We start from the raw sequence: 26,361 nt of genomic DNA, 5'->3' as shown, positions 1-26,361 counted from the left end.
GACTGGTGAAGCTTGATTCCATGTACCAGGAAGTGATCCTGGACCACTACAAGCACCCCCACGGGCGCGGCCTGCGGGACGGCGACGCCGAGGTGCATCACGTCAATCCGACGTGCGGTGACGAGATCACGTTGCGGGTGCGCTACGACGGCGAGACGATCGCCGATGTGAGTTACGAGGGCCAGGGCTGCTCCATCAGCCAGGCCAGCGCCTCCGTACTGAACGAGCTGCTGGTCGGCAAGGAACTGGGCGAGGCCCAGAAGATCCAGGCCGCGTTCCTGGAGCTGATGCAGTCCAAGGGACAGCTGGAGCCGGACGATGCGATGGAGGAGGTGCTGGAGGACGCGGTCGCGTTCGCCGGTGTCTCCAAGTACCCGGCCCGGGTCAAGTGCGCGCTGCTGAGCTGGATGGCGTGGAAGGACGCGACGGCGAAAGCGCTGTCCGAAGGGAAGACGGCATGAGCGACAACGAGACTCTCACCACCAAGCCTGCCTCCGAGGAGGAGGTCCGCGAGGCGCTGTACGACGTCGTCGACCCCGAGCTGGGCATCGACGTCGTCAACCTGGGCCTGATCTACGGCATCCACATCGACGACGCCAACATCGCGACCCTCGACATGACCCTGACGTCCGCGGCCTGCCCGCTGACCGATGTCATCGAGGACCAGGCGAAGTCCGCCACCGACGGCATCGTCAACGAACTCCGGATCAACTGGGTCTGGATGCCGCCGTGGGGCCCGGACAAGATCACGGACGACGGCCGCGAGCAGCTGCGCGCGCTGGGCTTCAACGTCTGAGCACCCCCGTACGCGTACGAACGGCCCCCGGCACCCGCCGGGGGCCGTTCGGCTTTGTCCGTTCGTCCGGCGTACGCCTGGCGTGTGCCGCCCATTGGTACGGGAGCCGGAACCTACTCCTCGACACCACGCCGACGAGAGGTACGCCGTGCCGCACACCCCTGTCCTACGCCATCGCGGAACCGTCGCCGCCGCCGGAGGCGCCCTGGCACTCGCCGCTCTGGGCCTCGGTGTGCCCGCGCACGCCGCGAGCTACGGAACGCCGACGATTGCCCTGTCGGCCCAATACCTCTCCGGCGCGGTCGGCGCCACCGCCGACCCCGTGGTGACGGTCACCGTCGCCCAGAGCGGCGCCGACGTCACCGCGCTCGGCGTGGCCGCCTCCGCCAGCTCCAAGTCGTCCGTCGCCGCGACCGGGGACGTCACCGTGACCGGCGCCGGCGCCACCCGGCAGCTCCGTGTGGCCCCGCACGCACGCGGCTACACCGACCTCACCATCAAGGTCACCGGACTCGGCGGCAAGACCGCCACCAGCACGCTGCACTTCGCGGCCTCCGCCGCCGTGCAGAACGCCTCCGACACCCGCTACCTCACCGGCTCCTCGGACGCCTCGGCCGCCGTCGACGCCGGGGGCGGTTACGCCGTGGTCGCGGACGACGAGACCAACACCCTGCGTCTCTACGACCGTTCGGTCTCCGGTGCGCCCGTACGGACCTGGGACGTGGCTTCGAAGCTCGGTGTCTCCAAGGAGATCGACATCGAGGGTGCGGCCCGCGTCGGCAACACCATCTACTGGACGGGCTCGCTGGGCAACAACAAGGACGGCGAGTACAAGGCCGACCGCAACACCGTCTTCACCACCACGGTGAGCGGCTCCGGCGCGACGACCCAGCTGACCGTCGGCGGCTCGTACAGGAAGCTGCGGGACGACCTCGTCGCCTGGGACAAGGCCAACGGCAATCGCTACGGCTTCGCCGCGGGCACGGCCGACGGCGAAGCCCCCAAGCAGATCGACGGGTTCAACGTCGAGGGCCTGGAGTTCGCCCCCGGTTCGACGACCACGGCCTACCTCGGCTTCCGGGCACCGCTCGTACCGCCGAAGGCGGGCGGCAAGGCGCTGCTCGTCCCCGTCACCAACTTCGACAAGGTGGCCGGCTCCGGAGCGAAGGCGGTCATCGGCACGCCCGTCGAGCTGGACCTCGGCGGGCTCAGCATCCGTGACATCCGGAAGAACTCCGCCGATCAGTACCTGATCGTGGCCGGTTCCTGGGCCGCGGACGACAACTCCGACCCGTACGCCCTCTACACATGGGACGGCGTCGCGGGGCACGCGCCGGTCAAGCGGCTGGACCTGCCGACCGCCGACCCGGGCGGCTGGGAGGCCGTGGTGGACGTCCCGGATCTGACGGTGCCGGGCGCACGCGCCCAGCTGATCACGGACGCGGGTTCGGCCGATCTGTACGGCGACGGCACCGAGGCCAAGGACCTCGACCACGACGCGTGGAAGAAGTCCCGCGCCACCTGGTTCACCGTGGGCAGCTGATCCGGCGGGGCGAACCGAAGGGTTCGCCCCGCCGTACGGCCGTGCCTGTCGGCCCGGCCGGCCGTCGCGGCCGTCCCGCCGGTCGCGACGGCACCGTGCGGGAGACCCACCCGCGTTCGCCTCCTGCGCGGCGGGAGTCGCGGCCGGAGGGCCCGGCCCCGTCCGCCCGCCTGTGTCACAGGCGGGCAGTACGGTCGCCCCATGGCAGCACGAATCGATCTGACCCTCGACTGCGCACATGCGCCGCTTCTCGCCGCCTTCTGGAAGACGGCTCTCGGCTACGTCGACGAGCCGCCACCGGCGCCGTTCCGGACGCGTGAGGAGTGGCTCGCGTCCTTCGGCCTGCCGGAGGACTCCGCGGACGACGGCGCCTGGCTCTGCGATCCCGATGGTGCGGGCCCCCGGCTGTCCATCCTCAAGGTCCCCGAGCCCAAGACAGCGAAGAACCGGCTCCACATGGACGTCCGGGTGCCGGGGCACGGAAGCCCCGATGAGCGCTGGGCCCGGATCGAGGCGGAGTCCGTACGCCTGGTGCGGGCGGGCGGGAGCGTCCTGGAGAAGTTCGACGGGCACCACGTGCTGATGGCGGACCCGGAGGGCAACGAGTTCTGTGTCGCCGCGGCCTCGGGCTGACGGGGTGATCCGCCAAACGCCCTCCGCCGGGTGAACCACCCGCGTCATCATGCCCGCCGGGCATGATGACGGACATGACCGCTTCCTTTTACAGCATCGTCGTCGACGCCCGGGACCTTCCCTCGCTCGCCCGGTTCTGGTGCGGGGTGCTCGACTGGCAGGTGCTCTTCGAGACCGACGAGGAGATCGTCATCGGCGCGGACAAGGACGCCCTGCCGGGCATCACCTTCGTCCCCGTGCCCGAGGCGAAGGGGATCAAGAACCGGCTGCACATCGACCTGGCCCCCGACGACCAGGACGCCGAGGTCGAGCGCATCATCGCGCTCGGGGGCCGGCGCACCGACGTCGGGCAGCCGGGCAGCGCGACCTGGGTGGTGCTGGAGGACCCGGAGGGCAACGAGTTCTGCGTGCTGTCCCCGAAGAACTCGCTCATCGACTGAGCCTCCCGCCGATGAGCGGCGCCTCCGGGGAGCAGCTACTCCGTGTACTGCGGCGGCACCGCGGCGGCCTCGGCGAGTACGGGCCCCAGGTCCTCGGTGCGGATCCGGCGGTCGACGTACAGCAGCCCCGTCACCAGCGGCGGGAAGGTGGCCACGACCAGCTGTGAGATCAGCTGGCCGACCATGATCGACAGCACATAGCCGCTGACGGCGGCGATGACCGCCGCCGGATTCGGGTCGTCGCCCAGGTTCACCGTGCCGAGCATGCCCGAGAACGTGCCGAGCAGTGAGAACGGGATCTGGATCAGATAGCCGGCGAACCCGGCGACGGCGCCGGCCAGCAGCGTGATCCCGAAGATCCGCCACCAGTCGCCGCGCACCAGCCGCGACGAGCGGCGCAGCGCCCCGATCGGACCCTGGCTCTCGAAGACGACGACCGAGGGAGCCAGGCTGAATTTCACCCAGAGCCAGGTCGCCAGCGGGGCCGTCGCCAGGGCGCCCAGGACACCGATCAGGATCACCGCGACCTGCCCGCCGCCGTCCGTGCTGACCGCGGCGATCACGATGGCGACGAAGCCGATCCAGGCGAGCAGGATCGGGACCAGCACGATCAGCCAGGTCAGCAGCACCGTCCCGACCACGGCGGGCATCCGGCTCCAGGCCCGCCGCCAGACGGTGGAGAACGTGGTCGGGCGGCCCAGGACCGCCTCCTGGAGGACCGCGGGCACCGCCGTGTACATCAGGGCCGTGGAGATCACGGTGGCGATCAGGGCCACCAGTGCGACCGAGCTGAAGGCGATGAGCAGCGGCACCCAGTCCTCCGCGCGGGGGTCCTCGTCGGAGCCGAGCGACAGGATGCGGTCCAGATGGTCCGCGACCGCCGAGTACGCGATCGCGGCGGCGGTCAGCACCACGGCCAGCGCCCCGCCGTACGCGGCGGCACCGACGCCGAGCAGCTGCTTGCCGTAGCGGCCGACGGTGGCGAAAGCGCCGCCCATGACGTCCCCGAGCCTCATCGGGCCCAGGGGGACCACCCCCGGCTTCGGCGGCACCCAGCCACCGCCCCAGCCGCCCCAGCCGGGCGGCCCCGGAGGTCCCCCGTACGGCGCACCCCCGTACGCACCGCCACCCCACCCTGCGTCCTGCGCCACTGCTGCTCCGTCGGTCAGTCGATCATGATCTGGCATGTACTGGACGGACCACGGTAGCGCCCTCGTCACCCATTCGGCCCAGAGCCTCCCTCGGCCTCCCATGCGTACACTCGTACACATGGGATACGGACTGCTGGCCGCGGCCATAGCGGCGGAAGTGGCCGGGACGACCGCCATGAAGTACAGCGAGGGATTCGCCCGGCTGTGGCCCTCCCTGATCACCGTCGCCGGGTACCTGCTGGCCTTCTCGCTGCTCGCCCAGACCCTCAAGACGATGTCGATGGGTACGGCCTACGCGATCTGGGCCGGGATCGGAACGGCAGCCGTCGCCGTCATCGGCATGCTGTTCATGGGGGAGTCCGGCAGCCCGGTCAAGGCGGCGGGCATCGCCCTGGTCATCGCCGGTGTGGTGGTCCTCAACCTGGGCGGCGCGCACTGATGGCGCGCAGGTACGACCCCGAGCGCCGAGAGCGGATCATCGACGCGGCGATCCGGGTGGTCGGCGCCAAGGGGATCGCCGGGCTCAGCCACCGCTCCGTCGCCGCCGAGGCCGATGTGCCGCTCGGCTCGACGACGTACCACTTCGCCTCGCTGGACGAACTGCTGATCGCCGCCCTGCGCCGCACGAACGAGAACTTCGCCGCGCTCATGCGCCGGAGCAGTGCCCTCACCGACCCGGCCGCCGACCTCGCGGCCGAACTCGCCCGGCTGCTCGGGGAGTTCTTCGGCGCCGGACGCGGCCCGGCGGAGCTGGAGTACGAGCTCTACCTCGCCGCTCTGCGCCGGCCCGCGCTGCGTCCCGTCGCCGCCGAGTGGGCCGACGGCACCGCCGCGCTCCTGGCACCCCGCACCGGCCCGGTCACGGCACGGGCACTGGTCGCTTTGATGGACGGGATCTGCCTGCAGGTGCTCCTCACCGACGGGGTCTATGACGAGGCGTACGCACGGGAGATGCTGGGCCGCATCAGCCGGGAGGTCGGGAGACGACCGATCGCCCCGTGAACGCTTCGACTTCCCGGCGCCCTCCGTACTCGCGATGTCCTGCCCTGCCGACCGGAAGGGCTTGCCTCGGTCTGCCGGGGGATGGCCACCATCCCCGGGATCCGGGCCGCCCAGGCTCAGGACGTGCTGAACCGGCCGGTCATCGGCATCCACCTGCCGGGCGAGTGTGACCTGTTGCTCCTGGACGCGGAGACCCCGCTGTACGCCGGAGGGGCGATCCGGACTCGGCGTCCGGCTACCCCGTGACGGCGCGGCCGCGTCGGCCGACGAGGAGGGGCGGCGTTCCTGACGCCGGGTCCGTACCGGCCGTCGTGCGGGAGGCCGCGGGGGTGGTTCCCGTACGACGGCCGGCGGGTCGGTACGAGGAGGGCGGGGCCGGCCCCCTCGGTGCGGTTCCGCGACGCCCGGACGCTGAGACCGGTTGGCCCGGGCCGCCCCCGGCCGGTTAGGTTCGGGGCATGACCGACACGACTTCTCCCCGTTCCACCGGCGCCGTCGCCGCCGGCCTCGCCACCATCGCCGGCGACGGTTCCGTTCTCGACACCTGGTTCCCCGCTCCCGAGCTCACCACAGAGCCCGGACCGGCCGGAACCGAGCGGCTGACCCCCGACCGCGCGGTCAACCTGCTCGGCGAGGGCGCCGCCAAGGCCATCGGCGTGGACGCCCGCCGCGGGGTCGAGGTCGTCGCCGTCCGCACGGTCATCGCCTCGCTCGACGACAAGCCGCTCGACGCGCACGACGCGTATCTGCGCCTGCACCTGCTCTCGCACCGCCTCGTCCAGCCGCACGGGCAGAACCTGGACGGCCTCTTCGGTCTCCTCACCAACGTGGCCTGGACCTCGCTGGGCCCGGTCGCCGTGGACGACGTGGAGAAGGTGCGGCTGAACGCCCGCGCCGAGGGACTGCACCTCCAGGTCACCTCTGTCGACAAGTTCCCGCGCATGACGGACTACGTCGCGCCGAAGGGCGTCCGCATCGCCGACGCCGACCGGGTGCGGCTCGGTGCGCACCTCGCCGCCGGCACCACCGTCATGCACGAGGGCTTCGTCAACTTCAACGCCGGCACCCTCGGCACCTCCATGGTCGAGGGCCGCATCTCCGCCGGTGTCGTCGTCGGGGACGGTTCCGACATCGGGGGCGGCGCCTCCACCATGGGCACGCTCTCCGGCGGCGGCAAGGAGCGCATCGTGATCGGCGAACGCTGCCTGGTCGGTGCGGAGGCCGGTGTCGGGATCGCGCTCGGTGACGAGTGCGTGGTGGAGGCCGGTCTGTACGTCACCGCCGGCACCCGTGTCACCCTGCCGGACGGTCAGGTCGTCAAGGCGCGCGAGCTCTCCGGCGCCTCGAACATCCTCTTCCGCCGCAATTCGGTGACCGGCACCGTCGAGGCCCGCCCGAACAACGCGGTCTGGGGCGGCCTCAACGACGTCCTGCACAGCAACGACTGAGAAGAGGTCCGGCAATGGGGGGTCACCGCCCCTCAATTGCCGGGCCCTTCAAGCGGCGAGGAGTTCCTCGTACGCCCTACGGAGCCCGTCGGCCGCCTCGCGCCCGGCGGGCTGCAGCGGTTCACGGACCGGGCCCGCGTCCAGCAGGGCCTTCGCCGTCACCGTGCCCGGCAGCCCGGACGCCATCATCAGCTCCGTGAGCGGAGCCAGGCGAGCGTTCAGCCGGGCCGCCCCGGCGGTGTCCCCGGCGTCGAACGCGTCCAGCACGGCACGCAGCGGGCGGGGCGCCGCGTTGGCCACGGTGCTGACGTATCCGGCGCCGCCCACCGCGTACAGCGGCAGATTCAGCTCCTCGCAGCCCGAGTAGTACGCCAGCGCGGTGGCGGCGATCACCTTCGTCGCCCCCAGCAGGTCGTACGAACAGTCCTTCACCGCCACGATGCGCGGGTGCTCCGCCAGCCGGAGCATCGTCGCCGGCTCGATACGGGTCCCGGTGCGGCCGGGGATGTCGTACAGCATCAGCGGGAGCCCGGACGACTCGGCGACCCGCAGGAAGTGCGCCTCGACCGCGGCCTGCGGAGGGCGGCTGTAGTACGGGGTGACCACCAGCAGTCCGTCGGCGCCCGCCGCCTGTGCCTGTCCGCCCAGTTCCACGGTGTGCCGGGTGTCGGCCGTCCCGACGCCCGCGACCAGCGACACGTCCGGGCCGACCGCCTCCCGCACGGCACGCACCAGGGCCGCCTTCTCGGCATCCGAGGTGGTCGGGGACTCGCCGGTGGTACCGCTGAGCACCAGACCGTCGCAGCCGCCGGCGACCAGCGCCACGGCGTGTGCGGCGGCCGCGTCCGGATCGAGGGCGCCGCTCGGGGTGAACGGCGTGATCATGGCACAGAGGGTGCGGCCGAAGGGGCGGGGGCGGGAGGGTACGGGCGGCGTCATGTCCGCAGTGTCGGCCGCCCGGACCATGAAGGTCTACTTAGTTCTTCTCCGGGTGAAGGTGAAGTAATACTCAACTATGGCCCTGTTCTGGCATGATCGGCCGCACATGTGGGCGGGGCGACACGGGGCGGGGTACATGAAGATGCGGACGACGACGGGCCGGGGTATGCGCGGCCCGATCCCGGCAGCGGCCCTCGTCCTCGCGGGGACGCTCGCCCTGGCCGGGTGCTCGGGATTCCTCGTGCCGGCCGGTGAGGGGGAGCCGGGGCCGGGCCCCTCGCACACCTCCGCCGGGGGAGCGGCGGCGACGCCGTCGCCGCCGGCCCTCGCGACCGGGCCCGACGCCCGCCCGGCCCCCACACCCACCACCACCGGAGGCTGCCCGGCCTCGGGCCTCGTGGTGGACATGGGGCCCGTGGAGGCCGCCCTGGGGCACCGGGCCGTCGGGCTGACGCTGACCAACTGCGGCGGCGAGCCCCACCGGGTCAACGGCTATCCCTCGGTCCAGGCCCTCGACGAGAACGGCGACGCCCTCCCGGTCAAGGTGAACCCGGGCTCGTCGTACTTCGGGAACGACAAGGGGCCTGAAGAGGTCATGCTGGCCCCCGGGAAGACCATGCGCTCGCTCCTGGTCTGGGTCTCCACCCCCACCGGCGGCGACCTCATCGAGGGCGACGCGCTGGAGATCGCCCCCGCCCCCGGCCTGGAGCCCCGCACCTTCCCGCTGGAGGGCAGCGACGTGCGGCTGCTCGACGAGTTCAACATGACGGGCTGGCGGACCGTCACGCCCGAGTGACCCGTGCGGCTCAGCGACGGGCCATGTACAGCCCGAACGCCTTGTGCAGCAGCCTGCTGACCGGGTAGTCCCACTCGCCGACGTACTCGGCGGCACGCCCCCCGGTGCCTGCCTTGAACCGCAGCAGACCCAGCAGATGGTTGCCCTCGTCGAGGGTGTCCGTGATGCCCCGCAGGTCGTACACGGCGGCGCCCCGCTCGTGCGCGTCGCACATCATCCGCCACTGGATCGCGTTGCTGGGCTGCACCTCGCGCCGGCGGCTCGTCGAGGCACCGTACGAGTACCAGACGTGGGAACCCACGGTCAGCATCGTCGCCGCGGAGAGCACCTCACCGTCGTGGTGGGCGAGATAGAGCCGCATCCGGTCCGGGTCCTCGGCCCGCAGCGCGGTCCACATGCGCTGGAAGTAGCCGAGCGGCCGGGGGATGAAGCGGTCACGCTCGGCCGTCTCCCGGTACAGCTCGTAGAAGACCGGGAGGTCGTCGAGGCCGCCCTCCACGACCTTCACACCCGCCTTCTCCGCCTTCTTGATGTTGCGCCGCCACTGCTGGTTCAGTCCGTCCCGGATCTCCTCCAGCGAACGTCCGGCGAACGGCACCTGGAACACGTACCGCGGCTGCCCGGCGCTGAAGCCGTCCGTGTCCCCGTCCGCACCCTGCTGCCAGCCCAGCCGGCGCAGCTGCTCCACGACCTCGGCCGCCCGGGGCTCGGTCTCATCCGCCTCGACGTCGCGCAGCCGGCCCGCGGCCGGGTCCGCGATGGCGTCCTTGACCGTCGCGGCGTCCCAGCGGCGGGCGACCACGGGCGGGCCCATCCGTACCGTGAACGCGCCCCGGGCCTTGGCGTGGGCCACCAGCGGATCCAGCCAGGGGCGCAGCTCGCCCTCGTGCCACGGGATCACCGGGCCCTCCGGCAGATAGGCCAGATACCGCTTCAGCCTCGGGACCGGGCGGTACAGCACCAGCCCCGCGCCGACGATCAGCCCGTCCTCGTCCAGCCAGCCGATGCTCTCCGCGCGCCAGTCGGGCTTCACCTCACCCCACGACGGGACCTGCATATGGCTTGCCGACCCCCGGCCGGCGACGAACGCCACGTGCTGCTCGCGCGTGATCTCCTCGACCCGCAGCGTCATGCGGTACTCCGTTCGTTGTCCGATTCGTCAGCGTAACGAGAGGCACGCGAGCCACGGTTGACCTCAAGCGCGCTTGACGTATCAGGGTGGTTGTCACGGGCGCACCGCAAGGGTGCGCCGGTGAGGGGAGCAGCCATGACAGTGGAGTTCGTGTCCCGGCCCGATGTCACCCGTGCGGATGCGGGACTCGTCAAGGCCAGTACCTGGGACGCCGGCACACCGGAGCGCCGGCGGCAGACCGTCGAGGCCATCCGTGCCGCGTGGGGGACCAGACGGTGGCCGCACCCGGGCCTGCTCTCGTACAGCGTGTACACGGGGGAGGACGCCGGAACGCTCTTCCACTACTCGCAGTGGACCGGCGAGGAGAGCTACCGGGACTTCGTCCGGGACGGCAGGGACGAGCGCAACGCCGAGATCGACGCGGCAGTGCCGGGCATCGAACGGCTCGGACTGCACACCTACGAGCTCTACCGGTCCTCCTCGCCGGGCGGCCGGGAGCCCGGCTGCGTGGTGGTGGTCGACGTCGAGTTCGACGGGGCCGACAAGGCCCGCCAACGCGACTGGGTGGACGGTGTGTTCGAGGCACTGGGTACGGATCCGGCCCCGGCGCCCGGCGGGCTCGCCGGACACTTCCATGTGAGCACCGACGGCACCCGGGTGCTCAACTACGCGGAGTGGGAGAGCGCACAGGCCCACATCGACGCCCTGGCCGCGCCCGGCAACGGCATCGGCTCGCGGACGCCGCAGTGGGAACGGGTACAGACCTACCCGGGGATCACCGGGGGTGGTGTGCGCCGCTACACCCCGGCGCTCAGCCTGCGGCCGGGGCAGGGCGGATAGCCCGCGGGCACGGGTCCCGAGGGCCTCCGGGGGCGGCAATCCCTCGTGCACGGAGACCAGTTGCCCGGGCGCCGCGGACAGTGGGTCCCCATCTGTCCCGTGCACCGGGCGGCCGGGGGCGCAATGCGTCTAGGCTTGGGCCGCCTGACCCCGTACGCGACCGGAGCCGTGGCCCCGGCGACGTGTACGCCCGCACGTTTTCGAGGAGACCCCCTGATGTCCGCAGAGCGCCCCATCCTGCCGCCGGTACGGCTGCACACCGAGGCGGAGCTGGCACGGGACGCGCTCGCGGCACCGCTGCTCGCCCGCGCCGTCCGGCTCGCCCGCTGGGCCGGCCCCGACACGAGAGTCGGCGCCGGCGGCGAACTCGTCGACGCCCAGCTGCCCGCGGCGGCCGAGCACCTGGGCCTCGCAGCGGACGAGGACGGCGCTGCGGAGGCCAGCGAGGCCTGGCGGCTCGCGGTGGACACCGGACTGGTCGAGGTCGAGGACCCGGAGACGGAGCCGGGTGCGGACGAGGAGGGCTTCGCCGAGGACGCGGAGGGAACCGTCACCGCCGGGGAGAACCTGGCGCTGCTGACCGGCGGTTCGCCGCAGGACGTGCTGTCGATCTGGCTCGACGGCCTGGAGGCCGCGCACGCCGACGCCACCGCCCCGGTCTTCGACGACTTCGCCGACCTCGTCGGCGAGGACGGGTCGATCGACTTCGACGCACTGGACTGGGACCCGGAGACCGAAGCGGAATTCCTCGACGGGGTGCTCGGCAACCTCTATCTGCTCACGGTCGGCGAGGGTGCGGGGGACGAGGCCGTGCCGCTGCCCGCCCTGGCCGCCTCGATGATCGTCCCCGACGACATGGGCGAGCCCACCGACGACATCCTGGAACAGGTGTCGGACGCGATGATGCGCCTCGACGACCAGTTCCGGGTGCTCGAACCGATCGGCATCGTCGAGTACCGGCCGGTGGACGAGGCGTTGCTGGCCGAGGAGGGCGAGGAGTCCGTGCCGCCCGCCGACGACGACGATGTCACCCGGTACGGCATGGTGAAGCTGACCCCGCTCGGTATCTACGGCATCCGGGCCCGGATGCTGGACGCCGGTGTGGACGCCCCGGCCATCGGCGACCTGGCCGACAAGGGCGCCGATGTACTGCTCGGCGGCATCGCGTACTACCCCGAGGCGGCGGCCCGCGGCGAGATCGAGCTGTGGCTCGCGCGCCACGGCGCCGACGGGGCCGCCGGTGAACTCCTGGCCGCCGCGCGCGGCGGGGACCCGCAGGCACCTCTGCGCCGGCTGCACTGCCAGCAGGCGCTCGCCCTGGTCGGCGCGGACGCCGAACCCGCGGTGCGCGCAGTGCTGGGCGACCCGGAGCTGGGCGGACTCGCCCGGGTCTGGCTCGCCGAGCGGGGCGCCGCCGACGTACCGCCGCCCTCGGAGGCGATGATCTTCTGGCTCGCCATCGACACGATCGCGGCACAGCTGGAGGCGGACGGCGATCTGGACGAGCTCCAGGGCCTGGTCGAGGGGCTGTCCGGCCAGCACAGTGGCTTCTTCGACGAGGCGTGGCGGGTGGACCACCCGGCGACGGGGGACGTCCTGGAGGCGATGGGGCGGCTGCACAGCGACAAGAAGCAGGCGAAGGACGCCCGCAAGGCCGCGTTCAAGGCCCGCTCCCGGGGCGGCTCGGGCAACTGAGGGACCTGACGGGGCGGGTGGCGGACCAGCGCATTCGGCCACCCGCCGTCGGGGATGTTCACGGAAGGGATTCCCTCGAAGTCGTCCTCAGTTCAACTGATGTTGGCGCAAGGGCGGGACGGTGAGCGCACCAACAACCCGCCCCAGCTGCACCAGGAGTACGTGATGGCCTTCACGCGCAGGGAATTCACCAGACAGTCCGCCCTCACCGGTGCCGGCATCGCCCTCACCGGAACCGTTGCCGCGCTGGCCACCGCCCCCGGCGCCCTCGCCGCCGGGGACTCGAAGCACGGCCACGACGACCACGGCCACGGGCACGGCGGACACGGGCACAGCCACGAGCCCGGCTACGGGCCGCTGCTGCCCGACCCGAAGGGCATACTCGCGCTGCCCGCCGGCTTCTCGTACAAGGTCATCACGCACAGTGGCGTCACCAAGCTGGAGACCGGCGAGTCCACCCCCTCCAACCACGACGGCACGGCCGCCTTCGAGGGCGCGCGCGGCGTGACCCTGCTGGTGAACAACCACGAGCTGAGCGGTACCCGGGCCGGCTGGGAGCACCCGGTTCCGCTCATCGACGGCCTCGTCTACGACCCGGTCGCGGCCGGCGGCTGCACCGTCGTGGAGACCCGCCGCGACGGCCGCACCGCCGAATGGGTCGGCATCGCCGGCACCTCCACCAACTGCGCCGGCGGCTCCACCCCGTGGGGCACCTGGCTGACCTGCGAGGAGACCGAGGACAAGGCCGGCAAGAACGGCCTGCTCAAGGACCACGGCTACGTCTTCGAGGTCGACCCGTACGACAAGCGCGCCAACCGCGACCCGCGTCCCATCAAGGCGTTCGGCCGCTACGCCCACGAGGCCGTCGTCATCGACCCCAAGCAGGGCCACGCCTACCTCACCGAGGACGCGTCCGGCCCCAACGGGCTGCTCTACCGCTGGGTGCCGCCGCGCGGCTTCAAGCACGGCCACGGCAAGCTCCGCACGCTCGCCGACGACGCCGGTGTGCTGCAGGCCACGAAGTGCTTCGACAAGAACGGAGCGTTCGTCGACGACCTCTCCCGCGCCACGAAGATCGGCACCGTGTACGGCGTGGACTGGGTCGACGTGCCCGACCGCGACGCCAAGAGCGTCTCGGTGCGCAAGCAGTTCGGTGACAAGGACATCACCCGCGCCCGCAAGCTCGAAGGCATGTGGTGGGGCGACGGCGGCGCCTACATCGTCTCCTCGTTCGCTCGCGCGGAGAGCCCCGTCCCGCACGACGGCCAGGTCTGGTTCTACGACCCGAAGCGCCGCACGCTGACGCTGAAGGTGCTGCTCGGCGTCAACGCCGATCCCTCCAAGGACGGCGCCTTCGACGGCCCGGACAACATCACGGTCTCGCCCTACGGCGGCCTGGTCATCTCCGAGGACGGCGAGGGCATCCAGCACCTGTTCGGGGCGACCGAGAGCGGCCGCACCTACCCCATCGCGCGCAACGAGCTGAACGTCGGAACGGAGGCCGATCCGGAGTACAGCGAGTTCACCGGTGTGACCTTCTCGCCCGACGGGAAGACGCTCTTCGCCAACATCCAGACACCCGGCATCATGCTGGCCATCACCGGTCCGTGGAAGCGCCAGCCGCGCCGCGAGGGGTAAGGCCTTTCGGTCGGCGGGTGCCCGGCCGGAAGCGGGGCCGGGCACCCGCCGGAGCCGGAACCCCTGATTACGAATCCGGCATCAGTGCGGCCCCAGGAGTGGTCGGGCATGGCGTCGGGCGTTTTCAGGGCGCATACTCAAGGTAATGAAACAGTCAGCCGGATCCCGGCGTCACCTGCCTTCCAGTCCCTTCAACCGCCCGGCCCAGGCGGCCCCACCGGTCGAATTGTTCGATGTGGGCGACAGGGTGTCGCATGACCAGTTCGGACTCGGGCGAGTCCTTGCTGTCGAGGGCGACAACGACGCAGTGCTCATCGACTTCTCGGGGCGACAGGGGAGGATCCTGAGCCCGTACTCCAAGCTGACCAAGCTCTGAGAGAAGCGACGAGCACGCGCCGCGTACGCCATATATCTCTCGCCGACCGCCTTCAGGGGCACCCGCAGCCAGCCGGGTGCCCCTGAAGCCGTTGTGGTGTCGGCCGGTCCCTCCGGGGACCCGGTCCCTAGAGGGACTGGGCGGCGGGCTTGACCATGCCGCGGACGGTGCGCGACTTCACGAAGTCGCCCATCGCGGTCATCTCCCACTCCCCGGAGAACTGCTTGATCAGCTTCGCCATCATCACGCCGGTCTGCGGCTCGGCGCCGGTCAGATCGAAGCGGACCAGCTCCTCGCCGGTGGCGCCGTCGATCAGCCGACAGTAGGCCTTGGCCACCTCGGTGAACTTCTGACCGGTGAACGAGTTGACCGTGAACACCAGACCGGTCGCCTCCGGGGGGATCCGGCCCAGGTCCACGACGATCACCTCGTCGTCGCCGGCGCCTTCACCGGTGAGGTTGTCGCCCGAGTGCTTGATGGCACCGTTCAGGATGGAGAGCTTGCCGAAGTAGCAGCTCTCCAGGTGATTGCGGTTGGGGCCGTAGGCGATCACCGAGGCGTCGAGGTCGATGTCCTTGCCCCGGAACGCCGGCTCCCAGCCGAGGCCCATCTTGACCTGGGAGAGCAGTGGGCGGCCGCCCTTGACCAGCGACACCGTCTGGTTCTTCTGCAGGTTGACCCGGCCCTTGTCGAGGTTGATCTTCCCCGAGGCCAGGGGCGCGGGGGGCGCGGGAGGCGCCGGAGGCGCCTGGGGTGTGACGGGGGGAGCGGCGATCCGCGGGTCCACCGGCGCGGCGACGGGGGCCGGGGGAGTGACCGCGACGGGGGCCGCGGCGGGCTCCTCCTCGACCGAGACGCCGAAGTCGGTGGCGATGCCGGCCAGCCCGTTGGCATAGCCCTGGCCGACCGCGCGGGCCTTCCAGGCGCCGCCGCGGCGGTAGACCTCGATGACCACGAGCGCGGTCTCGGCGCCCAGCTGGGGCGGGGTGAACGTGGCGAGCGCACTTCCGTCGTCCGCGTTGCGCACGGTGGCGGTGGGCTCGATGCCCTGGAAGGTCTGACCCGCGCCGTCCGGGCTCGCGGTGACGACGATCTTCTCGATGCCGGGCGGCACGGCCGCGGTGTCCACCACGATCGCGTCGGGTGCGGTGCCGCCGCCGGAGCGGTAGGTCACACCCGGGCCCGCGGGCTGGTTGTAGAAGATGAAATCGTCGTCGGAGCGCACCTTGCCGTCGGCGGTGAGCAGCAGGCCCGATACGTCGAGCCGCACGGGGGCGGCGACGTCCACCGCCACGCGGGGGGCGGAGAGTGGGATGTTCGAGCCGGGTGTCATAGCGGTCATGCACGGGGTAACGAATGACCCGGCTTTGCCGTTCCCTTACCTTCGGGCGGCTTCGCCCGTACGGCGGCAACGGGGTTCGTGCACGGGCGGCCCCGCTCAGTACGGCCAGATCGGCGGGTTGGTGCAGAAGTGGCCGCCGAGGTGGGCGTGGTCCGGGTTGTCCGGGTCGAGCTCGCCGTGTTCGGCGATGAGCTTCGCCGCGTACTCCTCCGAGTCGTCCTGCGGGTCGTAGCCGAGGGAGCGGGCCGTCGTCAGGTCCCACCACAGGCGGGTGTTGTCCGACGAGCCGTGGATCACGGTATGGCCCACGTTCTCCGCGGTGAGCGCGGCGTCGAAGAGCCGGGCCCCGTCGGCGGGGCTCATCCAGACGGACAGCATCCGTACCGACGTCGGCTCGGGGAAGCAGGAGCCGATGCGTACGGAGACGGTCTCCAGGCCGTGCCTGTCCCAGTACAGCTGGGCGAGGTCCTCACCGAAGGACTTGGAGAGTCCGTAGAAGGTGTCCGGGCGCCGAGGCGTGTCGATGGGGATGAGCGGGTCGCCGGGGAGCGGCCGGGGAGTGAAGCCGACCGCGTGGTTGGAGGACGCGAAGACGATCCGCCGCACGCCCTCCGCGAGGGCGGCCTCGTAGAGGTTGTAGGTGCCCTCGATGTTCGCCCGGAGGATCTTGTCGAAAGAGGCTTCCAGGGAGATGCCCGCAAGGTGGATGATCGCGTCGACGCCCCGCACGGCCTCGCGCAGCGCTTCCTTGTCGCCGAGGTCCGCGGTGATCGCGTCCGGCTCGCCCTCGATGGGGATCATGTCGAACAGGCGGAGCGTGTAGCCGTGGGCGGGCAGCAGTCCGCGCATCAGGGTGCCGAGACCGCCGGCGGCGCCGGTGAGCAGGACGGTGCGGGGAGCGGACATACGCGGATCTCCTCGGTAGGTCGGCGAGCGTGGCGAGCGGGCGCTCGCCCGATGCGTGGTGGGGGCGGCGCCCGATGCGTGGTGGGCGCGGGCGCCCGATGCGTGGCGGGCGCGGGTGCCCGATGCGTGGATGGCATTCACATGCGTGGACAAGTTACGGAGCGTGTGCGGTTGCGTCAAGGGGGGTTTGTTGCTTGCCCCTGTCCGGGGCGGGGGGTCCGTCCTCAATCGCCGGACGGGCTTGTTGGTGCGGCCCCGCCGCGGGGTGCGCCTCTGTGCGGTGGGTGGGGTGGGGTCCCTCCGGGGAGACTCCTCAAAAATGGCGTGTGCACCCCGGTGCGCGAACGACCCGGGTCGTACGCCATTTTCTGCGGGGACTCCCCTGCACGCCCCCACCCGGCCGCCGTGCGTCTGCACACCGGCCCTGCGACTGTCGCAGACGCAAGGCGGCCGGTCCGGGGCCGTGCAGGGGAGTCCCCGCAGGACGACGAACGGATACCGGGGTCCGCTGCGTGGGACTGGAAACGTTCGTCGTTTGAGGAGACGCCCCGGAGGGGCACCGGACCCCCACCCGCCGGGCAACGGCGCACCGGGGCGGGGGACCCGGACCCATCAAGCCCGTCCGGCGCTTGAGGACGGAACCCGTGCCCCGGACCGGGGTGACCCGCCTTGACCCGTGCCAAGGCGCTGCCTTAGCGTAAGACCGTTCATGAATATGGACGTCAATCAGAATTGTGCACGCCTGAATCCGCTCAGGGAGCGCCCGTGACCTCAGCCCCACTTGCCGCCCGACTCACCGCTGTCGCCGGGCCGCTCTTCTTCCCCGTCACCGCCTACGGGCCGGACGGCTCCGTCGACCTCGACGTCTTCCGCGCGCACGTGCGCGCGGGCGTCGACGCCGGTGCGGCGGCCGTATTCGCCTGCTGCGGCACGGGCGAGTTCCACGCCCTGACGCCCGAGGAGTTCCGCCTCGTCGTCGCCGCGGCCGTCGAGGAGACCGCCGGTGCGGTGCCCGTCGTGGCGGGCGCCGGATACGGCACCGCCCTGGCGGTCCAGTTCGCGAAGCTCGCGGAAGAGGCCGGCGCGGACGGGCTCCTCGCCATGCCGCCGTACCTGGTCGTCGCCGGTCAGGAGGGACTGCTGGCCCACTACGCGGCGCTCGCCGCCGCCACCGGCCTGGAGACGATCGTCTACCAGCGCGACAACGCCGTCTTCACCCCCGAGACCGTCGTCGCGCTGGCGAAGACGCCGGGCATCATCGGCCTCAAGGACGGCTACGGCGACCTCGATCTGATGCAGCGCATCGTCAGTGCCGTCCGCACCGGGCTGCCCGGCCAGGACTTCCTGTACTTCAACGGGCTGCCCACCGCCGAGCTCACCGGCCTCGCCTACCGGGGCATCGGCGTCACGCTCTACTCCTCCGCCGTCTTCGCCTTCGCGCCCGACATCGCGCTGGCGTTCTACCGCGCTCTGGAGTCCGGCGACGACGGCCTCGTCAACGCACTGCTCGACTCGTTCTACCGGCCGCTCGTCGAACTGCGCGCCAAGGGCCGCGGTTACGCCGTCTCGCTGGTCAAGGCGGCCGTCCGCCTCCAGGGCCTGGACGTCGGCGAGGTCCGCAGCCCGCTCACCGAGCCGCCGGCCGCGCACATCAAGGAGCTGACGGAGATCATCGGGGCCGGCCGCGCGCTGCTGGAGAGCGCCGGCGCGGGGGAGCGCGGGTGAAGACCTCCGCCTTCCTCTACCCCTGGGACGTCGTCGGGGATCCGGCCGCGGCTGCCCGCGTCGCGGACCTCGGCGTCCAGCAGGTGACGCTCGCCGCCGCCTACCACTCCACCCGGGCACTGACCCCGCGCCACCCCGCGCGCCGCATCGTCACGGCCGAGCACGCCGCGGTGCTGTACCAACCGGACGCCGGGCGGTGGGCGGGGCGTGAGCTGCGCCCGTACACCCAGTCCTGGGTGGACTCGGACGACGCCTACGCGGAGGCCGCCGAGGCCCTGGCCGGTGCCGGGCTCGACGTGCACAGCTGGGTCGTGCTCGCGCACAGTTCCCGGCTGGGCGCGGAGCATCCGGAGACGTCCGTGGTCAACGCCTACGGGGACCGCTACCCGTGGGCCCCGTGCATCGCGCAGCCCGCGGTCCGCGCGTATCTGGTGGACCTGGCCGCGGAGGCGGCGGTACGGGACGGGGCGCGGGGCACCGAGCTGGAGTCGTGCGGCTGGTACGGCTTCGCGCATCTGCACGCCCACGACAAGGTCGGGGGCGTCGGCCTCGGGGACGCGGCGCAGTACCTGATGTCGCTGTGCTTCTGCCCGGACTGCCGGGCCGGATACGAGGGGCAGGGGCTGGACGCCGCGGAGTTGGGCCGTGCCGTGCGGGGCGCACTGGAGCCGGTCTGGGCCGGTTCCGGTACCCCGGAAGCGGGTTGGGGCGGGGTCGAGAAGCTGCTCGGCGCCGATCCGGCCGGGGCCACGCTCCGGTATCGCACCGAGGTGGCCCGCGGGCTTCAGGAGTCGGTGGTGGCCGCGGTGCGCGCCGCCGCCGCCCCAGGGTTCCAGGTGCTGCTGCACGCGGACCCCGCGCCGTACCGCTCCGGCGCCAACGTGGGCGTCGACCCGGAGCACATCCTGTCCGTGGCGGACGGCGTGGTGCTGCCGTGCACCGGCGGTGACGCGGCGCGCGAGGCGGTGCTCGGCCCGTTCGCCGGACGCGGAGGCGTCCTCGCGGCCAACCTCACCGTGGTGCGCGGGATGGGCGGCAGTCCCGGCACGCTGGAGCGCGACGCCGCGCACGCCGCCTCCCTCGGAGCGAACCAACTGCGCCTGTATCACGCGGGGCTGGCCTCGGGGCCGGACCTCGAAGCCGTCACCGGGGCGCTCTCACGCCTCGGCCGCTGACGCCCGCGGGCCGGTGGGGGTCTTTCCCTGCCGGCCCGTGAGCAGCCATGCTGCCGTCAGCAGCGCCACCGCGCCCACCAGCGGCAGCAGCACCCGCACGTCCACCAGCGCGAGCAGCCCCGCGCCCAGCGCCAGCGCCACCGCGTTGGGCGCCATCATCAGCGTGGCCGCGGTCGCCGACGTCCGGCCCAGTACCGCGTCCGGCGTCTCCCGCTGCACCGCCGTCATCGCGGCGATCAGCACACAGGGCAGGCCCACACCGATCAGTGCGCACGCCGTCAGCGCCACGGTGTCGTACGGCAGCGCCCGCAGGCCCACCGCCACCGCGAACACGGTGATGCCCGCCGCCGCGAAGACCCGTTCCGGCATCCGTCGCAGCAGCGGTGCGGCCAGCAGCCCGACCGCGACGGACCCGATGCCCTGCGCCGCGTAGAGCACTCCGGCGTACGCGGGGGAGCGGCCGAGCACCCCGTCCACGACGGCGTACAGCATCGCCCCATTGAGCCCGGCGCACAGCATCGTGACGGATCCGGCGAGCACCAGCGGCCGCAGCGCCGGCGCTCCCCACACCTGCCGTATCCCGGAAGGGCGGTGGACCTCGGCCGGCGCCGGTCCGCGTACCCGCAGCGCCCCGTAGAGGCCCGCGGCCAGGGCGAAGGAGGCCGCGTCCAGCAGGGCCACCGCGTCACCGCCGAAGCGGGCGCAGAGCGCCGCGCCGGTGAGCGGGGCCACCAGCTTCACGCCCTCGTTCGCCATCATCCGCAAGCCGTTGAAGTCGCCCAGCAGGCGGGCGTCCACGGCCTGTGCGACCAGGGCGGACTCAGCCGCGTCCATGAGTACGGAGGCGGCCCCGTACAGCAGCAGGACGGCGAACAGGATCCAGATCCGGCCCGAGGGGTCCACGGCGGCCAGTGCCGTCAGCAGCAGCGCCATGACGACGTTCGCCCCGGCCAGCAGCGGCTTCCTCGGCAGCCGGTCGGCCACCGCTCCGAGGGCCGGCCCGAAGAGCACCGGAAGCCAGACGGCGAAGAGCGCCAGCGCCGCCAGACTGTCCGAGCCCGTCAGTGACTTGACCCAGATCCCGGCAGCCAGTGACATCGCGGAACTGCCGAAACCGGACACCACGACCGAGGTGAGCAGCAGCCCGGCCGTCCGGTCCCGCAGTATCCGTCCTGCCGCCGACTCACCCATCGAACCTCCCTGACCTGCACGTCCGTTACGCGATCAGGCTGGCCGGTAAGGCCGTTGCAGGACATCGGGCGGTTGCCGTAGGCGGTGGGGGGCCGACGGGGTGCCGGGGAGATCGGTGTACGGCACACGTCTTAGCCCGGTGAAGTTCTTCTGCCAGAAGCGTTGACGAAACATTCGCGGCGCCTCTAGCTTCAACGCGTCGTACTTCGTACGTCATATATGAGACGCGATACGCGAGATGCGAGAGCCCTTCACTCATGACCTTTGCGCCCACCCCGATTCCGTCCCGCACCCAGTACGTGCTGGAGGCGATCAAGCACGCGATCCTCACGGCGCAGCTGAGACCAGGGCAGGCGCTCGTCGAGACCGAACTCGCCGCACAGTTCGGGGTGTCCAAGACCCCCGTCCGTGAGGCGCTCAAGACGCTCGCCGGGACCGGCCTGGTCGTCATGAGCCAGTACAAGGGCGCCATCGTGCGGCTGGTCGACGCGACCATGGCCCGGGAGGTGTACGACGTGCGGCTGCTGCTCGAACCCGAGGCGCTGCGTCGCTCCATCACCCGCAAGGCCTCGCTCGACGAGGCCCAGGAGGCCCTGGAGCGCGCCGACTCGGCGGGTGACAAGGCCGACAGGTCGCTCGCCAACCGGGACTTCCACCGGGCGCTCTACCTGCCCTGCGGCAACCCCCTGCTGGCCCGGATGCTCGACGAGGTCCGCGACCAGGCGGCGCTCGTGTCGACGGTCGCCTGGTCGACCATCCCCTCCTGGGAGCGGGAGGCGGCCGAGCACCGGGAGATCCTGCGGCTCGCGCTCGCCGACGACGCGGACGCGGCGGCCGGGGCTCTGCACGACCACATCGCGTCGTTCGTGCGCCGCGCGTTCCCCGACGACGAAGACGGGGGTGACGCGGCGTGAACCAGCAGCACATCGACGAAAGGCCTGTCCGCATGGACCTCACACCGCTGAAGGCGGCCCTCGCAGACGTCGTGGCGATCCCGGTGACCCCGTTCGCCGAGGACGGCACCATCGACACGCAGGCGCACCGCGCCCTGCTGCGAAGGATGCTCGACGGCGGCGTGCGCATCCTCACCCCGAACGGCAACACCGGGGAGTTCTACGCGCTCACCCCCGAGGAGCGGCGTACCGTCACCGAGCTGACCATCGACGAGGCCGGCGGCCGCGCCACGATCCTGGTCGGCGTCGGGCACGACGTACCGACCGCCGTCGCCGCCGCCGAGCACGCCCGTGACGCCGGCGCCGAGATGGTGATGGTGCACCAGCCCGTTCACCCGTACGTCTCGCAGGACGGCTGGGTCGACTACCACCGGGCCATCGCCGAGGCCGTCCCCGGACTCGGTGTCGTCCCCTACATCCGCAACCCGCACCTCGACGGCGCGTGCCTGGCGGTGCTCGCCGACAGCTGCCCCAACGTGATCGGCGTCAAGTACGCCGTCCCGGACGCCGCGCGCTTCGCCGCCTTCGCCCGGGACGCGGGCCTCGACCGCTTCGTCTGGGTCGCGGGCCTCGCCGAGCTGTACGCCCCCGCCTACTTCTCCGCGGGTGCCACCGGCTTCACCTCCGGCCTCGTGAACATCGCGCCCGGTGTCTCCCTGGCCATGCTGGAGGCGCTGCGGGCCGGCGACCATCCGGCCGCCATGAAGGTGTGGGAGCAGATCCGCCGCTTCGAGGAGCTGCGCGCCGACCGGCAGTCCGCCAACAACGTGACCGTCGTCAAGGAGGCGCTGGCCTCGCTCGGCCTGTGCGGCCGCGACGTCCGCCCGCCCAGCCGGGTGCTGCCCGAGTCGCAGCGCGCCGAGGTCGCCGACCAGGTCGCGGGGTGGTCCATATGACCGGTCGCATCGCCCCCGAGGAACTGCGCAGCCACCAGTGGTACGGAACCGACGGGCTGCGCTCCTTCAGCCACCGGGCCCGCACCCGCCAGCTGGGCTACCTCCCCGAGGAGCACCTGGGCAAGCCGGTCATCGCGATCCTCAACACCTGGTCGGACATCAACCCCTGCCACGTCCATCTGCGCGACCGCGCGCAGGCGGTCAAGCGCGGGGTCTGGCAGGCCGGCGGATTCCCGCTCGAGTTCCCCGTCTCCACCCTCTCGGAGACGTTCCAGAAGCCGACCCCGATGCTCTACCGCAACATGCTGGCGATGGAGACGGAGGAGCTGCTGCGCTCCTACCCCGTCGACGGCGCGGTGCTGCTGGGCGGCTGCGACAAGTCGACGCCCGCGCTGCTGATGGGTGCCGCCTCCGTCGACCTGCCCGCCGTCTTCGTGCCGGCCGGGCCGATGCTGCCGGGGCACTGGCGCAACGAGGTCCTCGGCTCCGGTACCGACATGTGGAAGTACTGGGACGACAAGCGGGCCGGACTCATCGGTGACTGCGAGATGGGCGAACTGGAGAACGGGCTCGCCCGCTCACCCGGCCACTGCATGACGATGGGCACCGCCTCCACCCTCACCGCAGCCGCCGAGGCGCTCGGCGTCACCGTCCCCGGCGCCTCCTCCATCCCGGCCGTCGACTCCGGTCACGACCGGATGGCCGCGCAGTCGGGCCTCCGGATCGTCGAACTGGTGTGGCAACAGCGGAAGCTGTCGTCGATCCTCACCGCGGAGGCGTACGAGGACGCCGTCGCCACCGTCCTCGCGCTCGGCGGCTCCACCAACGCCGTCATCCATCTGATCGCCATGGCGGGCCGCTCCGGCATCAAGCTCACCCTGGACGACTTCGACCGCATCGCGCGCACCGTGCCCGTGCTGGCCAACCTGCGGCCCGGCGGGAAGTACCTCATGGAGGACTTCCACTTCGCCGGCGGACTGCCCGGCTTCCTGGCCCGGCTGACCGACGTCCTGCACCTGGACCGGCCCACGGTCGCGCACGACACCCTGCGCGAACAGCTCGACGGCGCACTCGTGCACAACAGCGACGTCATCCGCGAACGCGACAACCCCCTGGCGGACGAGGGCGGCGTGGCGGTGCTGCGCGGCAACCTCTGCCCGGACGGGGCGGTCATCAAGCACATCGCCGCCGAGCCCCACCTGCTGCGCCACACCGGTCCCGCGGTCGTCTTCGACGACTACAAGGAGATGCAGCGCACCATCAACGACCCGGCACTGGCCCTCACTCCGGACCATGTGCTGGTGCTCCGCAACGCCGGACCCAAGGGCGGCCCGGGGATGCCGGAGTACGGGATGCTGCCGATCCCCGACTACCTGCTGAAGCAGGGCGTACGGGACATGGTGCGGATCTCCGACGCCCGGATGAGCGGCACCAGTTACGGCGCCTGCGTCCTGCACATCGCCCCCGAGTCGTATGTGGGCGGGCCCCTCGCGCTCGTGCGGACCGGCGACCCGATCACTCTGGACGTCGAGGCGCGCCTGCTCCATCTCGACGTGACGGAAGAGGAGCTGGAGCGGCGCAGGGCCGAGTGGACGCCGCCCGCCACCCGGTACGAGCGCGGCTACGGGGCGCTCTACCACGACCAGATCACCCAGGCCGACACCGGCTGCGACTTCGCCTTCCTGGCCCGGCCGGGAGAAGTCCCCGACCCCTACGCCGGCTGACGGCCCAGCAGAATTCGGGCGCACCGCCCCGTTCGGAATATCGAACATCATGCGGCAAGCGCTTGCGCACTACACGCATCACCGCACCACCGCACCCTCACGCACCACCGCACCGTCCAGCACCCTCACGCACCACCGTGCACCCCGTACCTGAGAGAGAACGGAGACGTGTCATGGCCCAAGCCGCCGCTGTGGCCACACCGCCCAAGGTGCCCAGGCGCCGCTCCGCGAGCCCCCGCCGACTGCCGTATCTGCTGATCGCCCCCGCGGGGCTGCTGATGCTGGGTTTCATCGCCTACCCGGTGATCAGCGTCTTCTACTACAGCCTGCAGAACTACAACGTCACCAAGCCGTGGCGGAACGGCTTCGCGGGCTTCGACAACTTCACCCGGATCTTCACCGACGACGACCAGTTCTGGACGACGCTGGGCTTCAGCGCCCAGTGGGTGGTCGTGCAGGTGGCGCTCCAGCTCACCCTCGGCCTCGCGCTCGCGCTGATCGTCAACCAGAGCTTCATCGGCCGCGGCATCTCCCGCGCCATGGTCTTCTCGCCCTGGGCCGTCTCCGGTGTGCTGACCAGCACCATCTGGATCCTGCTCTACAACTCCTCGACCGGGTTCAGCCGCTACCTCGCGGACGCCGGGATCGGCGACTACGGCACCTCCGTGCTCTCCGACACCGGAACCGTCTTCTGGGCCGCGACCGTCGCCGAACTCTGGCGCGGAGTCCCCTTCTTCGCCATCCTCATCCTCGCCGACCTCCAGTCCGTCTCCAAGGAGCTGTACGAGGCGGCGTCCGTCGACGGCGCCGGGCGGATGCGCCAGTTCTTCCACATCACCCTGCCCCACCTGCGGGACGCGATCATCCTGTCCACGCTGCTGCGCGGTGTCTGGGAGTTCAACAACGTCGACCTGCTCTACACCCTCACCGGTGGCGGACCGGCCGGCGAGACCACCACCCTGCCGCTCTACGTCGCCAACACCGGCATCGAGGGCCACGACTTCGGGTACGCCTCCGCGCTCACCACCGTCGCCTTCGTGATCCTCCTCTTCTGCTCGATCGTCTATCTGCGCCTGAGCAAGTTCGGAGGCGAACACAAGTGACTGCCGCACTGGCCGAGAAGAACGGCACCGACGCCGCGCGACCGCCCGTCCGCGACCACCGCACCCCGGCCGCGCACCGACGCGGCAAGCCCGGCCGTGAACGCGCCTTCGACGACGTACCGCGCTGGCAGATCTACGTACCGCTGGGCATCTACCTCGTCTTCACCCTCATTCCGTTCTACTGGATGTTCCTGTTCGCCGTGCGCCCCGCGGGCTCCACCTCGCTGGTGCCCTGGCCGATGACCGGGGAGCACTTCTCCAAGGTCTGGAACGAGCGCAGCTTCGCCGTCTTCTTCCAGAACAGCATGATCGTCGGGGTCTGCACCCTGGTCTGCACGACGCTCGTCGCGCTGGCCGGCGGCTACGCGCTCGCCCGGTTCAACTTCAGGATCAAGAACGGCTTCATGCTGGCGCTGCTCTGCTCGCAGTTCATCCCGGGCGCGCTGATGCTCGTACCGCTCTTCGAGATCTTCAAGAACCTCCAGATGATCAACTCCCTGGGGAGCGTGGTCATCGCCGAGACGGTGTTCCAGCTGCCGCTCTCCATCATCCTGATCAGTGGATTCATCAAGAACGTGCCGGTCACCCTGGAGGAGGCCGCCTGGGTGGACGGCTGCTCGCGCTTCCGGGCCTTCTGCGCGGTCGTGCTGCCGCTGCTGCGGCCGGGCCTCATCGCGGTCGGCTCCTTCGCCTTCGTGCACAGCTGGAACCACTTCCTGTTCGCCCTGATGTTCCTCAGCGAGCAGGACAAGCAGACGATCCCGGTCGGCCTGAACACCCTCATCGGCGCGGACAGCGTCGACCTGGGCGCGCTCGCCGCCGGCGGAGTGATCGCCGCGGTCCCCGTGGTGATCGTCTTCGCCTTCATCCAGAAGTGGCTCATCACCGGCTTCAGCGCCGGCGCAGTGAAGGGGTGA

At 71.4% G+C, this 26,361-nt stretch carries 27 protein-coding genes; 21 read left to right on the top strand and 6 right to left on the bottom strand.

Annotated features, from left to right (window positions below):
• The first annotated feature begins 5 nt into the window (after positions 1-5).
• The 5 genes from sufU to OG446_RS07565 all read left to right on the top strand — a co-directional run bounded on the left by sufU (position 6) and on the right by OG446_RS07565 (position 3,412).
• Complete coding sequence (gene sufU / locus OG446_RS07585; RefSeq protein WP_024492621.1) at positions 6-461, top strand: Fe-S cluster assembly sulfur transfer protein SufU; 456 nt, start codon at positions 6-8, stop codon at positions 459-461.
• On the top strand, positions 458-796 hold the full coding sequence (locus OG446_RS07580; protein ID WP_093539690.1) for a metal-sulfur cluster assembly factor: 339 nt from the start codon (positions 458-460) through the stop codon (positions 794-796). Before sufU ends, OG446_RS07580 begins: the two co-directional genes overlap by 4 nt.
• A 148-nt stretch (positions 797-944) precedes the next feature.
• Positions 945-2,339, top strand: a complete 1,395-nt coding sequence (locus tag OG446_RS07575) for a hypothetical protein (RefSeq protein WP_328893291.1) — start codon at positions 945-947, stop codon at positions 2,337-2,339.
• A gap of 201 nt (positions 2,340-2,540) precedes the next feature.
• Positions 2,541-2,972, top strand: coding sequence for a VOC family protein (locus OG446_RS07570; RefSeq protein WP_328893290.1), 432 nt, complete (start codon positions 2,541-2,543; stop codon positions 2,970-2,972).
• 74 nt (positions 2,973-3,046) lie between these two features.
• Positions 3,047-3,412, top strand: coding sequence for a VOC family protein (locus OG446_RS07565; protein ID WP_328893289.1), 366 nt, complete (start codon positions 3,047-3,049; stop codon positions 3,410-3,412).
• A gap of 35 nt (positions 3,413-3,447) precedes the next feature.
• Here OG446_RS07565 and OG446_RS07560 read toward each other — a convergent pair whose 3' ends face one another.
• Positions 3,448-4,563, bottom strand: coding sequence for a DUF7847 domain-containing protein (locus OG446_RS07560; RefSeq protein ID WP_328893288.1), 1,116 nt, complete (start codon positions 4,561-4,563; stop codon positions 3,448-3,450).
• Positions 4,564-4,681: 118 nt separating this feature from the next.
• Here OG446_RS07560 and OG446_RS07555 point away from each other — a divergent pair, with 118 nt between their 5' ends.
• From OG446_RS07555 to dapD, 4 genes are all read left to right on the top strand, one after another.
• Complete coding sequence (locus tag OG446_RS07555) at positions 4,682-5,002, top strand: DMT family transporter (RefSeq protein WP_328893287.1); 321 nt, start codon at positions 4,682-4,684, stop codon at positions 5,000-5,002.
• Entirely contained in the window at positions 5,002-5,565 is a 564-nt protein-coding gene (locus OG446_RS07550) for a TetR/AcrR family transcriptional regulator (RefSeq protein ID WP_328893286.1), read from the top strand. The genes OG446_RS07555 and OG446_RS07550 overlap by 1 nt, the downstream gene beginning before the upstream one ends.
• An 81-nt stretch (positions 5,566-5,646) precedes the next feature.
• The gene (locus OG446_RS07545) at positions 5,647-5,811 is read left to right on the top strand and encodes a hypothetical protein (protein WP_328893285.1); all 165 of its coding nucleotides are present in this window, start codon (positions 5,647-5,649) and stop codon (positions 5,809-5,811) included.
• 212 nt (positions 5,812-6,023) lie between these two features.
• Entirely contained in the window at positions 6,024-7,013 is a 990-nt protein-coding gene (gene dapD / locus OG446_RS07540) for a 2,3,4,5-tetrahydropyridine-2,6-dicarboxylate N-succinyltransferase (protein WP_328893284.1), read from the top strand.
• 48 nt (positions 7,014-7,061) lie between these two features.
• Here the strand turns inward: dapD and dapA are convergent, their stop codons facing one another.
• The gene (gene dapA, locus OG446_RS07535) at positions 7,062-7,952 is read right to left on the bottom strand and encodes a 4-hydroxy-tetrahydrodipicolinate synthase (RefSeq protein ID WP_328893283.1); all 891 of its coding nucleotides are present in this window, start codon (positions 7,950-7,952) and stop codon (positions 7,062-7,064) included.
• Between the two features lie 136 nt (positions 7,953-8,088).
• On the opposite strand from dapA, the gene OG446_RS07530 reads away from it, so the two are divergent.
• Positions 8,089-8,748, top strand: a complete 660-nt coding sequence (locus OG446_RS07530; RefSeq protein WP_328893282.1) for a DUF4232 domain-containing protein — start codon at positions 8,089-8,091, stop codon at positions 8,746-8,748.
• A gap of 10 nt (positions 8,749-8,758) precedes the next feature.
• On the opposite strand, the gene OG446_RS07525 is transcribed toward OG446_RS07530, so the two are convergent.
• Positions 8,759-9,880, bottom strand: coding sequence for a lipid II:glycine glycyltransferase FemX (locus OG446_RS07525; protein WP_328893281.1), 1,122 nt, complete (start codon positions 9,878-9,880; stop codon positions 8,759-8,761).
• A 135-nt stretch (positions 9,881-10,015) separates the two neighbouring features.
• On the opposite strand from OG446_RS07525, the gene OG446_RS07520 reads away from it, so the two are divergent.
• The 4 genes from OG446_RS07520 (at position 10,016) to OG446_RS07505 (ending at position 14,429) form a co-directional block, all read left to right on the top strand.
• The gene (locus OG446_RS07520; protein ID WP_328893280.1) at positions 10,016-10,720 is read left to right on the top strand and encodes an antibiotic biosynthesis monooxygenase; all 705 of its coding nucleotides are present in this window, start codon (positions 10,016-10,018) and stop codon (positions 10,718-10,720) included.
• 216 nt (positions 10,721-10,936) lie between these two features.
• Positions 10,937-12,415, top strand: a complete 1,479-nt coding sequence (locus OG446_RS07515; protein ID WP_328893279.1) for a hypothetical protein — start codon at positions 10,937-10,939, stop codon at positions 12,413-12,415.
• Positions 12,416-12,580: 165 nt separating this feature from the next.
• Positions 12,581-14,053 (top strand): alkaline phosphatase PhoX, encoded by a 1,473-nt coding sequence (locus OG446_RS07510; RefSeq protein WP_328898234.1) that lies wholly within the window; start codon positions 12,581-12,583, stop codon positions 14,051-14,053.
• A 145-nt stretch (positions 14,054-14,198) separates the two neighbouring features.
• Positions 14,199-14,429 carry a hypothetical protein gene (locus OG446_RS07505; RefSeq protein WP_037711258.1) on the top strand — a complete coding sequence of 77 codons (231 nt, stop codon included), beginning with the start codon at positions 14,199-14,201 and terminating at the stop codon, positions 14,427-14,429.
• A gap of 127 nt (positions 14,430-14,556) precedes the next feature.
• Here OG446_RS07505 and OG446_RS07500 read toward each other — a convergent pair whose 3' ends face one another.
• Both OG446_RS07500 and OG446_RS07495 read right to left on the bottom strand, forming a co-directional pair.
• The gene (locus OG446_RS07500) at positions 14,557-15,771 is read right to left on the bottom strand and encodes a TerD family protein (RefSeq protein ID WP_328893278.1); all 1,215 of its coding nucleotides are present in this window, start codon (positions 15,769-15,771) and stop codon (positions 14,557-14,559) included.
• Positions 15,772-15,867: 96 nt separating this feature from the next.
• Positions 15,868-16,677: an NAD-dependent epimerase/dehydratase family protein gene (locus OG446_RS07495; RefSeq protein WP_328893277.1), complete on the bottom strand. Its 810-nt coding sequence runs from the start codon at positions 16,675-16,677 to the stop codon at positions 15,868-15,870.
• A 765-nt stretch (positions 16,678-17,442) separates the two neighbouring features.
• On the opposite strand from OG446_RS07495, the gene OG446_RS07490 reads away from it, so the two are divergent.
• Both OG446_RS07490 and OG446_RS07485 read left to right on the top strand, forming a co-directional pair.
• Positions 17,443-18,402, top strand: coding sequence for a 5-dehydro-4-deoxyglucarate dehydratase (locus tag OG446_RS07490; RefSeq protein WP_328893276.1), 960 nt, complete (start codon positions 17,443-17,445; stop codon positions 18,400-18,402).
• Positions 18,399-19,577, top strand: a complete 1,179-nt coding sequence (locus OG446_RS07485; RefSeq protein ID WP_328893275.1) for a hypothetical protein — start codon at positions 18,399-18,401, stop codon at positions 19,575-19,577. The genes OG446_RS07490 and OG446_RS07485 overlap by 4 nt, the downstream gene beginning before the upstream one ends.
• Here OG446_RS07485 and OG446_RS07480 read toward each other — a convergent pair.
• Positions 19,560-20,768, bottom strand: coding sequence for an MFS transporter (locus OG446_RS07480; RefSeq protein ID WP_328893274.1), 1,209 nt, complete (start codon positions 20,766-20,768; stop codon positions 19,560-19,562). The genes OG446_RS07485 and OG446_RS07480 overlap by 18 nt on opposite strands.
• 257 nt (positions 20,769-21,025) lie before the next feature.
• On the opposite strand from OG446_RS07480, the gene OG446_RS07475 reads away from it, so the two are divergent.
• From OG446_RS07475 to OG446_RS07455, 5 genes are all read left to right on the top strand, one after another.
• The gene (locus tag OG446_RS07475) at positions 21,026-21,682 is read left to right on the top strand and encodes a GntR family transcriptional regulator (protein WP_328893273.1); all 657 of its coding nucleotides are present in this window, start codon (positions 21,026-21,028) and stop codon (positions 21,680-21,682) included.
• Positions 21,683-21,714: 32 nt separating this feature from the next.
• The gene (locus tag OG446_RS07470; RefSeq protein ID WP_328898233.1) at positions 21,715-22,617 is read left to right on the top strand and encodes a dihydrodipicolinate synthase family protein; all 903 of its coding nucleotides are present in this window, start codon (positions 21,715-21,717) and stop codon (positions 22,615-22,617) included.
• Positions 22,614-24,341, top strand: coding sequence for an L-arabinonate dehydratase (gene araD / locus OG446_RS07465; RefSeq protein ID WP_328893272.1), 1,728 nt, complete (start codon positions 22,614-22,616; stop codon positions 24,339-24,341). The genes OG446_RS07470 and araD overlap by 4 nt, the downstream gene beginning before the upstream one ends.
• Before the next feature lie 173 nt (positions 24,342-24,514).
• On the top strand, positions 24,515-25,444 hold the full coding sequence (locus OG446_RS07460; RefSeq protein ID WP_328893271.1) for a carbohydrate ABC transporter permease: 930 nt from the start codon (positions 24,515-24,517) through the stop codon (positions 25,442-25,444).
• Positions 25,441-26,361, top strand: coding sequence for a carbohydrate ABC transporter permease (locus OG446_RS07455; RefSeq protein ID WP_219569434.1), 921 nt, complete (start codon positions 25,441-25,443; stop codon positions 26,359-26,361). The genes OG446_RS07460 and OG446_RS07455 overlap by 4 nt, the downstream gene beginning before the upstream one ends.

This window comes from Streptomyces sp. NBC_00236 (assembly GCF_036195045.1).
In the GTDB taxonomy this organism is placed as follows: Bacteria; Actinomycetota; Actinomycetes; order Streptomycetales; family Streptomycetaceae; genus Streptomyces.
The sequence above is the reverse complement of the archived record's forward strand: the minus strand, read 5'-3'. Positions and strand labels throughout refer to the sequence as shown.

Coding starts and splice junctions, on each gene's coding strand:
- OG446_RS07545 (WP_328893285.1), top strand. CDS start 5,647: ATGGCCACCATCCCCGGGATCCGGGCCGCCCAGGCTCAGGACGTGCTG.
- OG446_RS07515 (WP_328893279.1), top strand. CDS start 10,937: ATGTCCGCAGAGCGCCCCATCCTGCCGCCGGTACGGCTGCACACCGAG.
- OG446_RS07480 (WP_328893274.1), bottom strand. CDS start 20,768: ATGGGTGAGTCGGCGGCAGGACGGATACTGCGGGACCGGACGGCCGGG.
- OG446_RS07580 (WP_093539690.1), top strand. CDS start 458: ATGAGCGACAACGAGACTCTCACCACCAAGCCTGCCTCCGAGGAGGAG.
- OG446_RS07470 (WP_328898233.1), top strand. CDS start 21,715: ATGGACCTCACACCGCTGAAGGCGGCCCTCGCAGACGTCGTGGCGATC.
- OG446_RS07530 (WP_328893282.1), top strand. CDS start 8,089: ATGAAGATGCGGACGACGACGGGCCGGGGTATGCGCGGCCCGATCCCG.
- araD (WP_328893272.1), top strand. CDS start 22,614: ATGACCGGTCGCATCGCCCCCGAGGAACTGCGCAGCCACCAGTGGTAC.
- OG446_RS07510 (WP_328898234.1), top strand. CDS start 12,581: ATGGCCTTCACGCGCAGGGAATTCACCAGACAGTCCGCCCTCACCGGT.
- OG446_RS07520 (WP_328893280.1), top strand. CDS start 10,016: ATGACAGTGGAGTTCGTGTCCCGGCCCGATGTCACCCGTGCGGATGCG.
- OG446_RS07475 (WP_328893273.1), top strand. CDS start 21,026: ATGACCTTTGCGCCCACCCCGATTCCGTCCCGCACCCAGTACGTGCTG.
- OG446_RS07555 (WP_328893287.1), top strand. CDS start 4,682: ATGGGATACGGACTGCTGGCCGCGGCCATAGCGGCGGAAGTGGCCGGG.
- OG446_RS07550 (WP_328893286.1), top strand. CDS start 5,002: ATGGCGCGCAGGTACGACCCCGAGCGCCGAGAGCGGATCATCGACGCG.
- OG446_RS07505 (WP_037711258.1), top strand. CDS start 14,199: ATGAAACAGTCAGCCGGATCCCGGCGTCACCTGCCTTCCAGTCCCTTC.
- OG446_RS07500 (WP_328893278.1), bottom strand. CDS start 15,771: ATGACCGCTATGACACCCGGCTCGAACATCCCACTCTCCGCCCCCCGC.
- dapA (WP_328893283.1), bottom strand. CDS start 7,952: ATGACGCCGCCCGTACCCTCCCGCCCCCGCCCCTTCGGCCGCACCCTC.
- OG446_RS07495 (WP_328893277.1), bottom strand. CDS start 16,677: ATGTCCGCTCCCCGCACCGTCCTGCTCACCGGCGCCGCCGGCGGTCTC.
- OG446_RS07525 (WP_328893281.1), bottom strand. CDS start 9,880: ATGACGCTGCGGGTCGAGGAGATCACGCGCGAGCAGCACGTGGCGTTC.
- OG446_RS07460 (WP_328893271.1), top strand. CDS start 24,515: ATGGCCCAAGCCGCCGCTGTGGCCACACCGCCCAAGGTGCCCAGGCGC.
- dapD (WP_328893284.1), top strand. CDS start 6,024: ATGACCGACACGACTTCTCCCCGTTCCACCGGCGCCGTCGCCGCCGGC.
- OG446_RS07565 (WP_328893289.1), top strand. CDS start 3,047: ATGACCGCTTCCTTTTACAGCATCGTCGTCGACGCCCGGGACCTTCCC.
- OG446_RS07570 (WP_328893290.1), top strand. CDS start 2,541: ATGGCAGCACGAATCGATCTGACCCTCGACTGCGCACATGCGCCGCTT.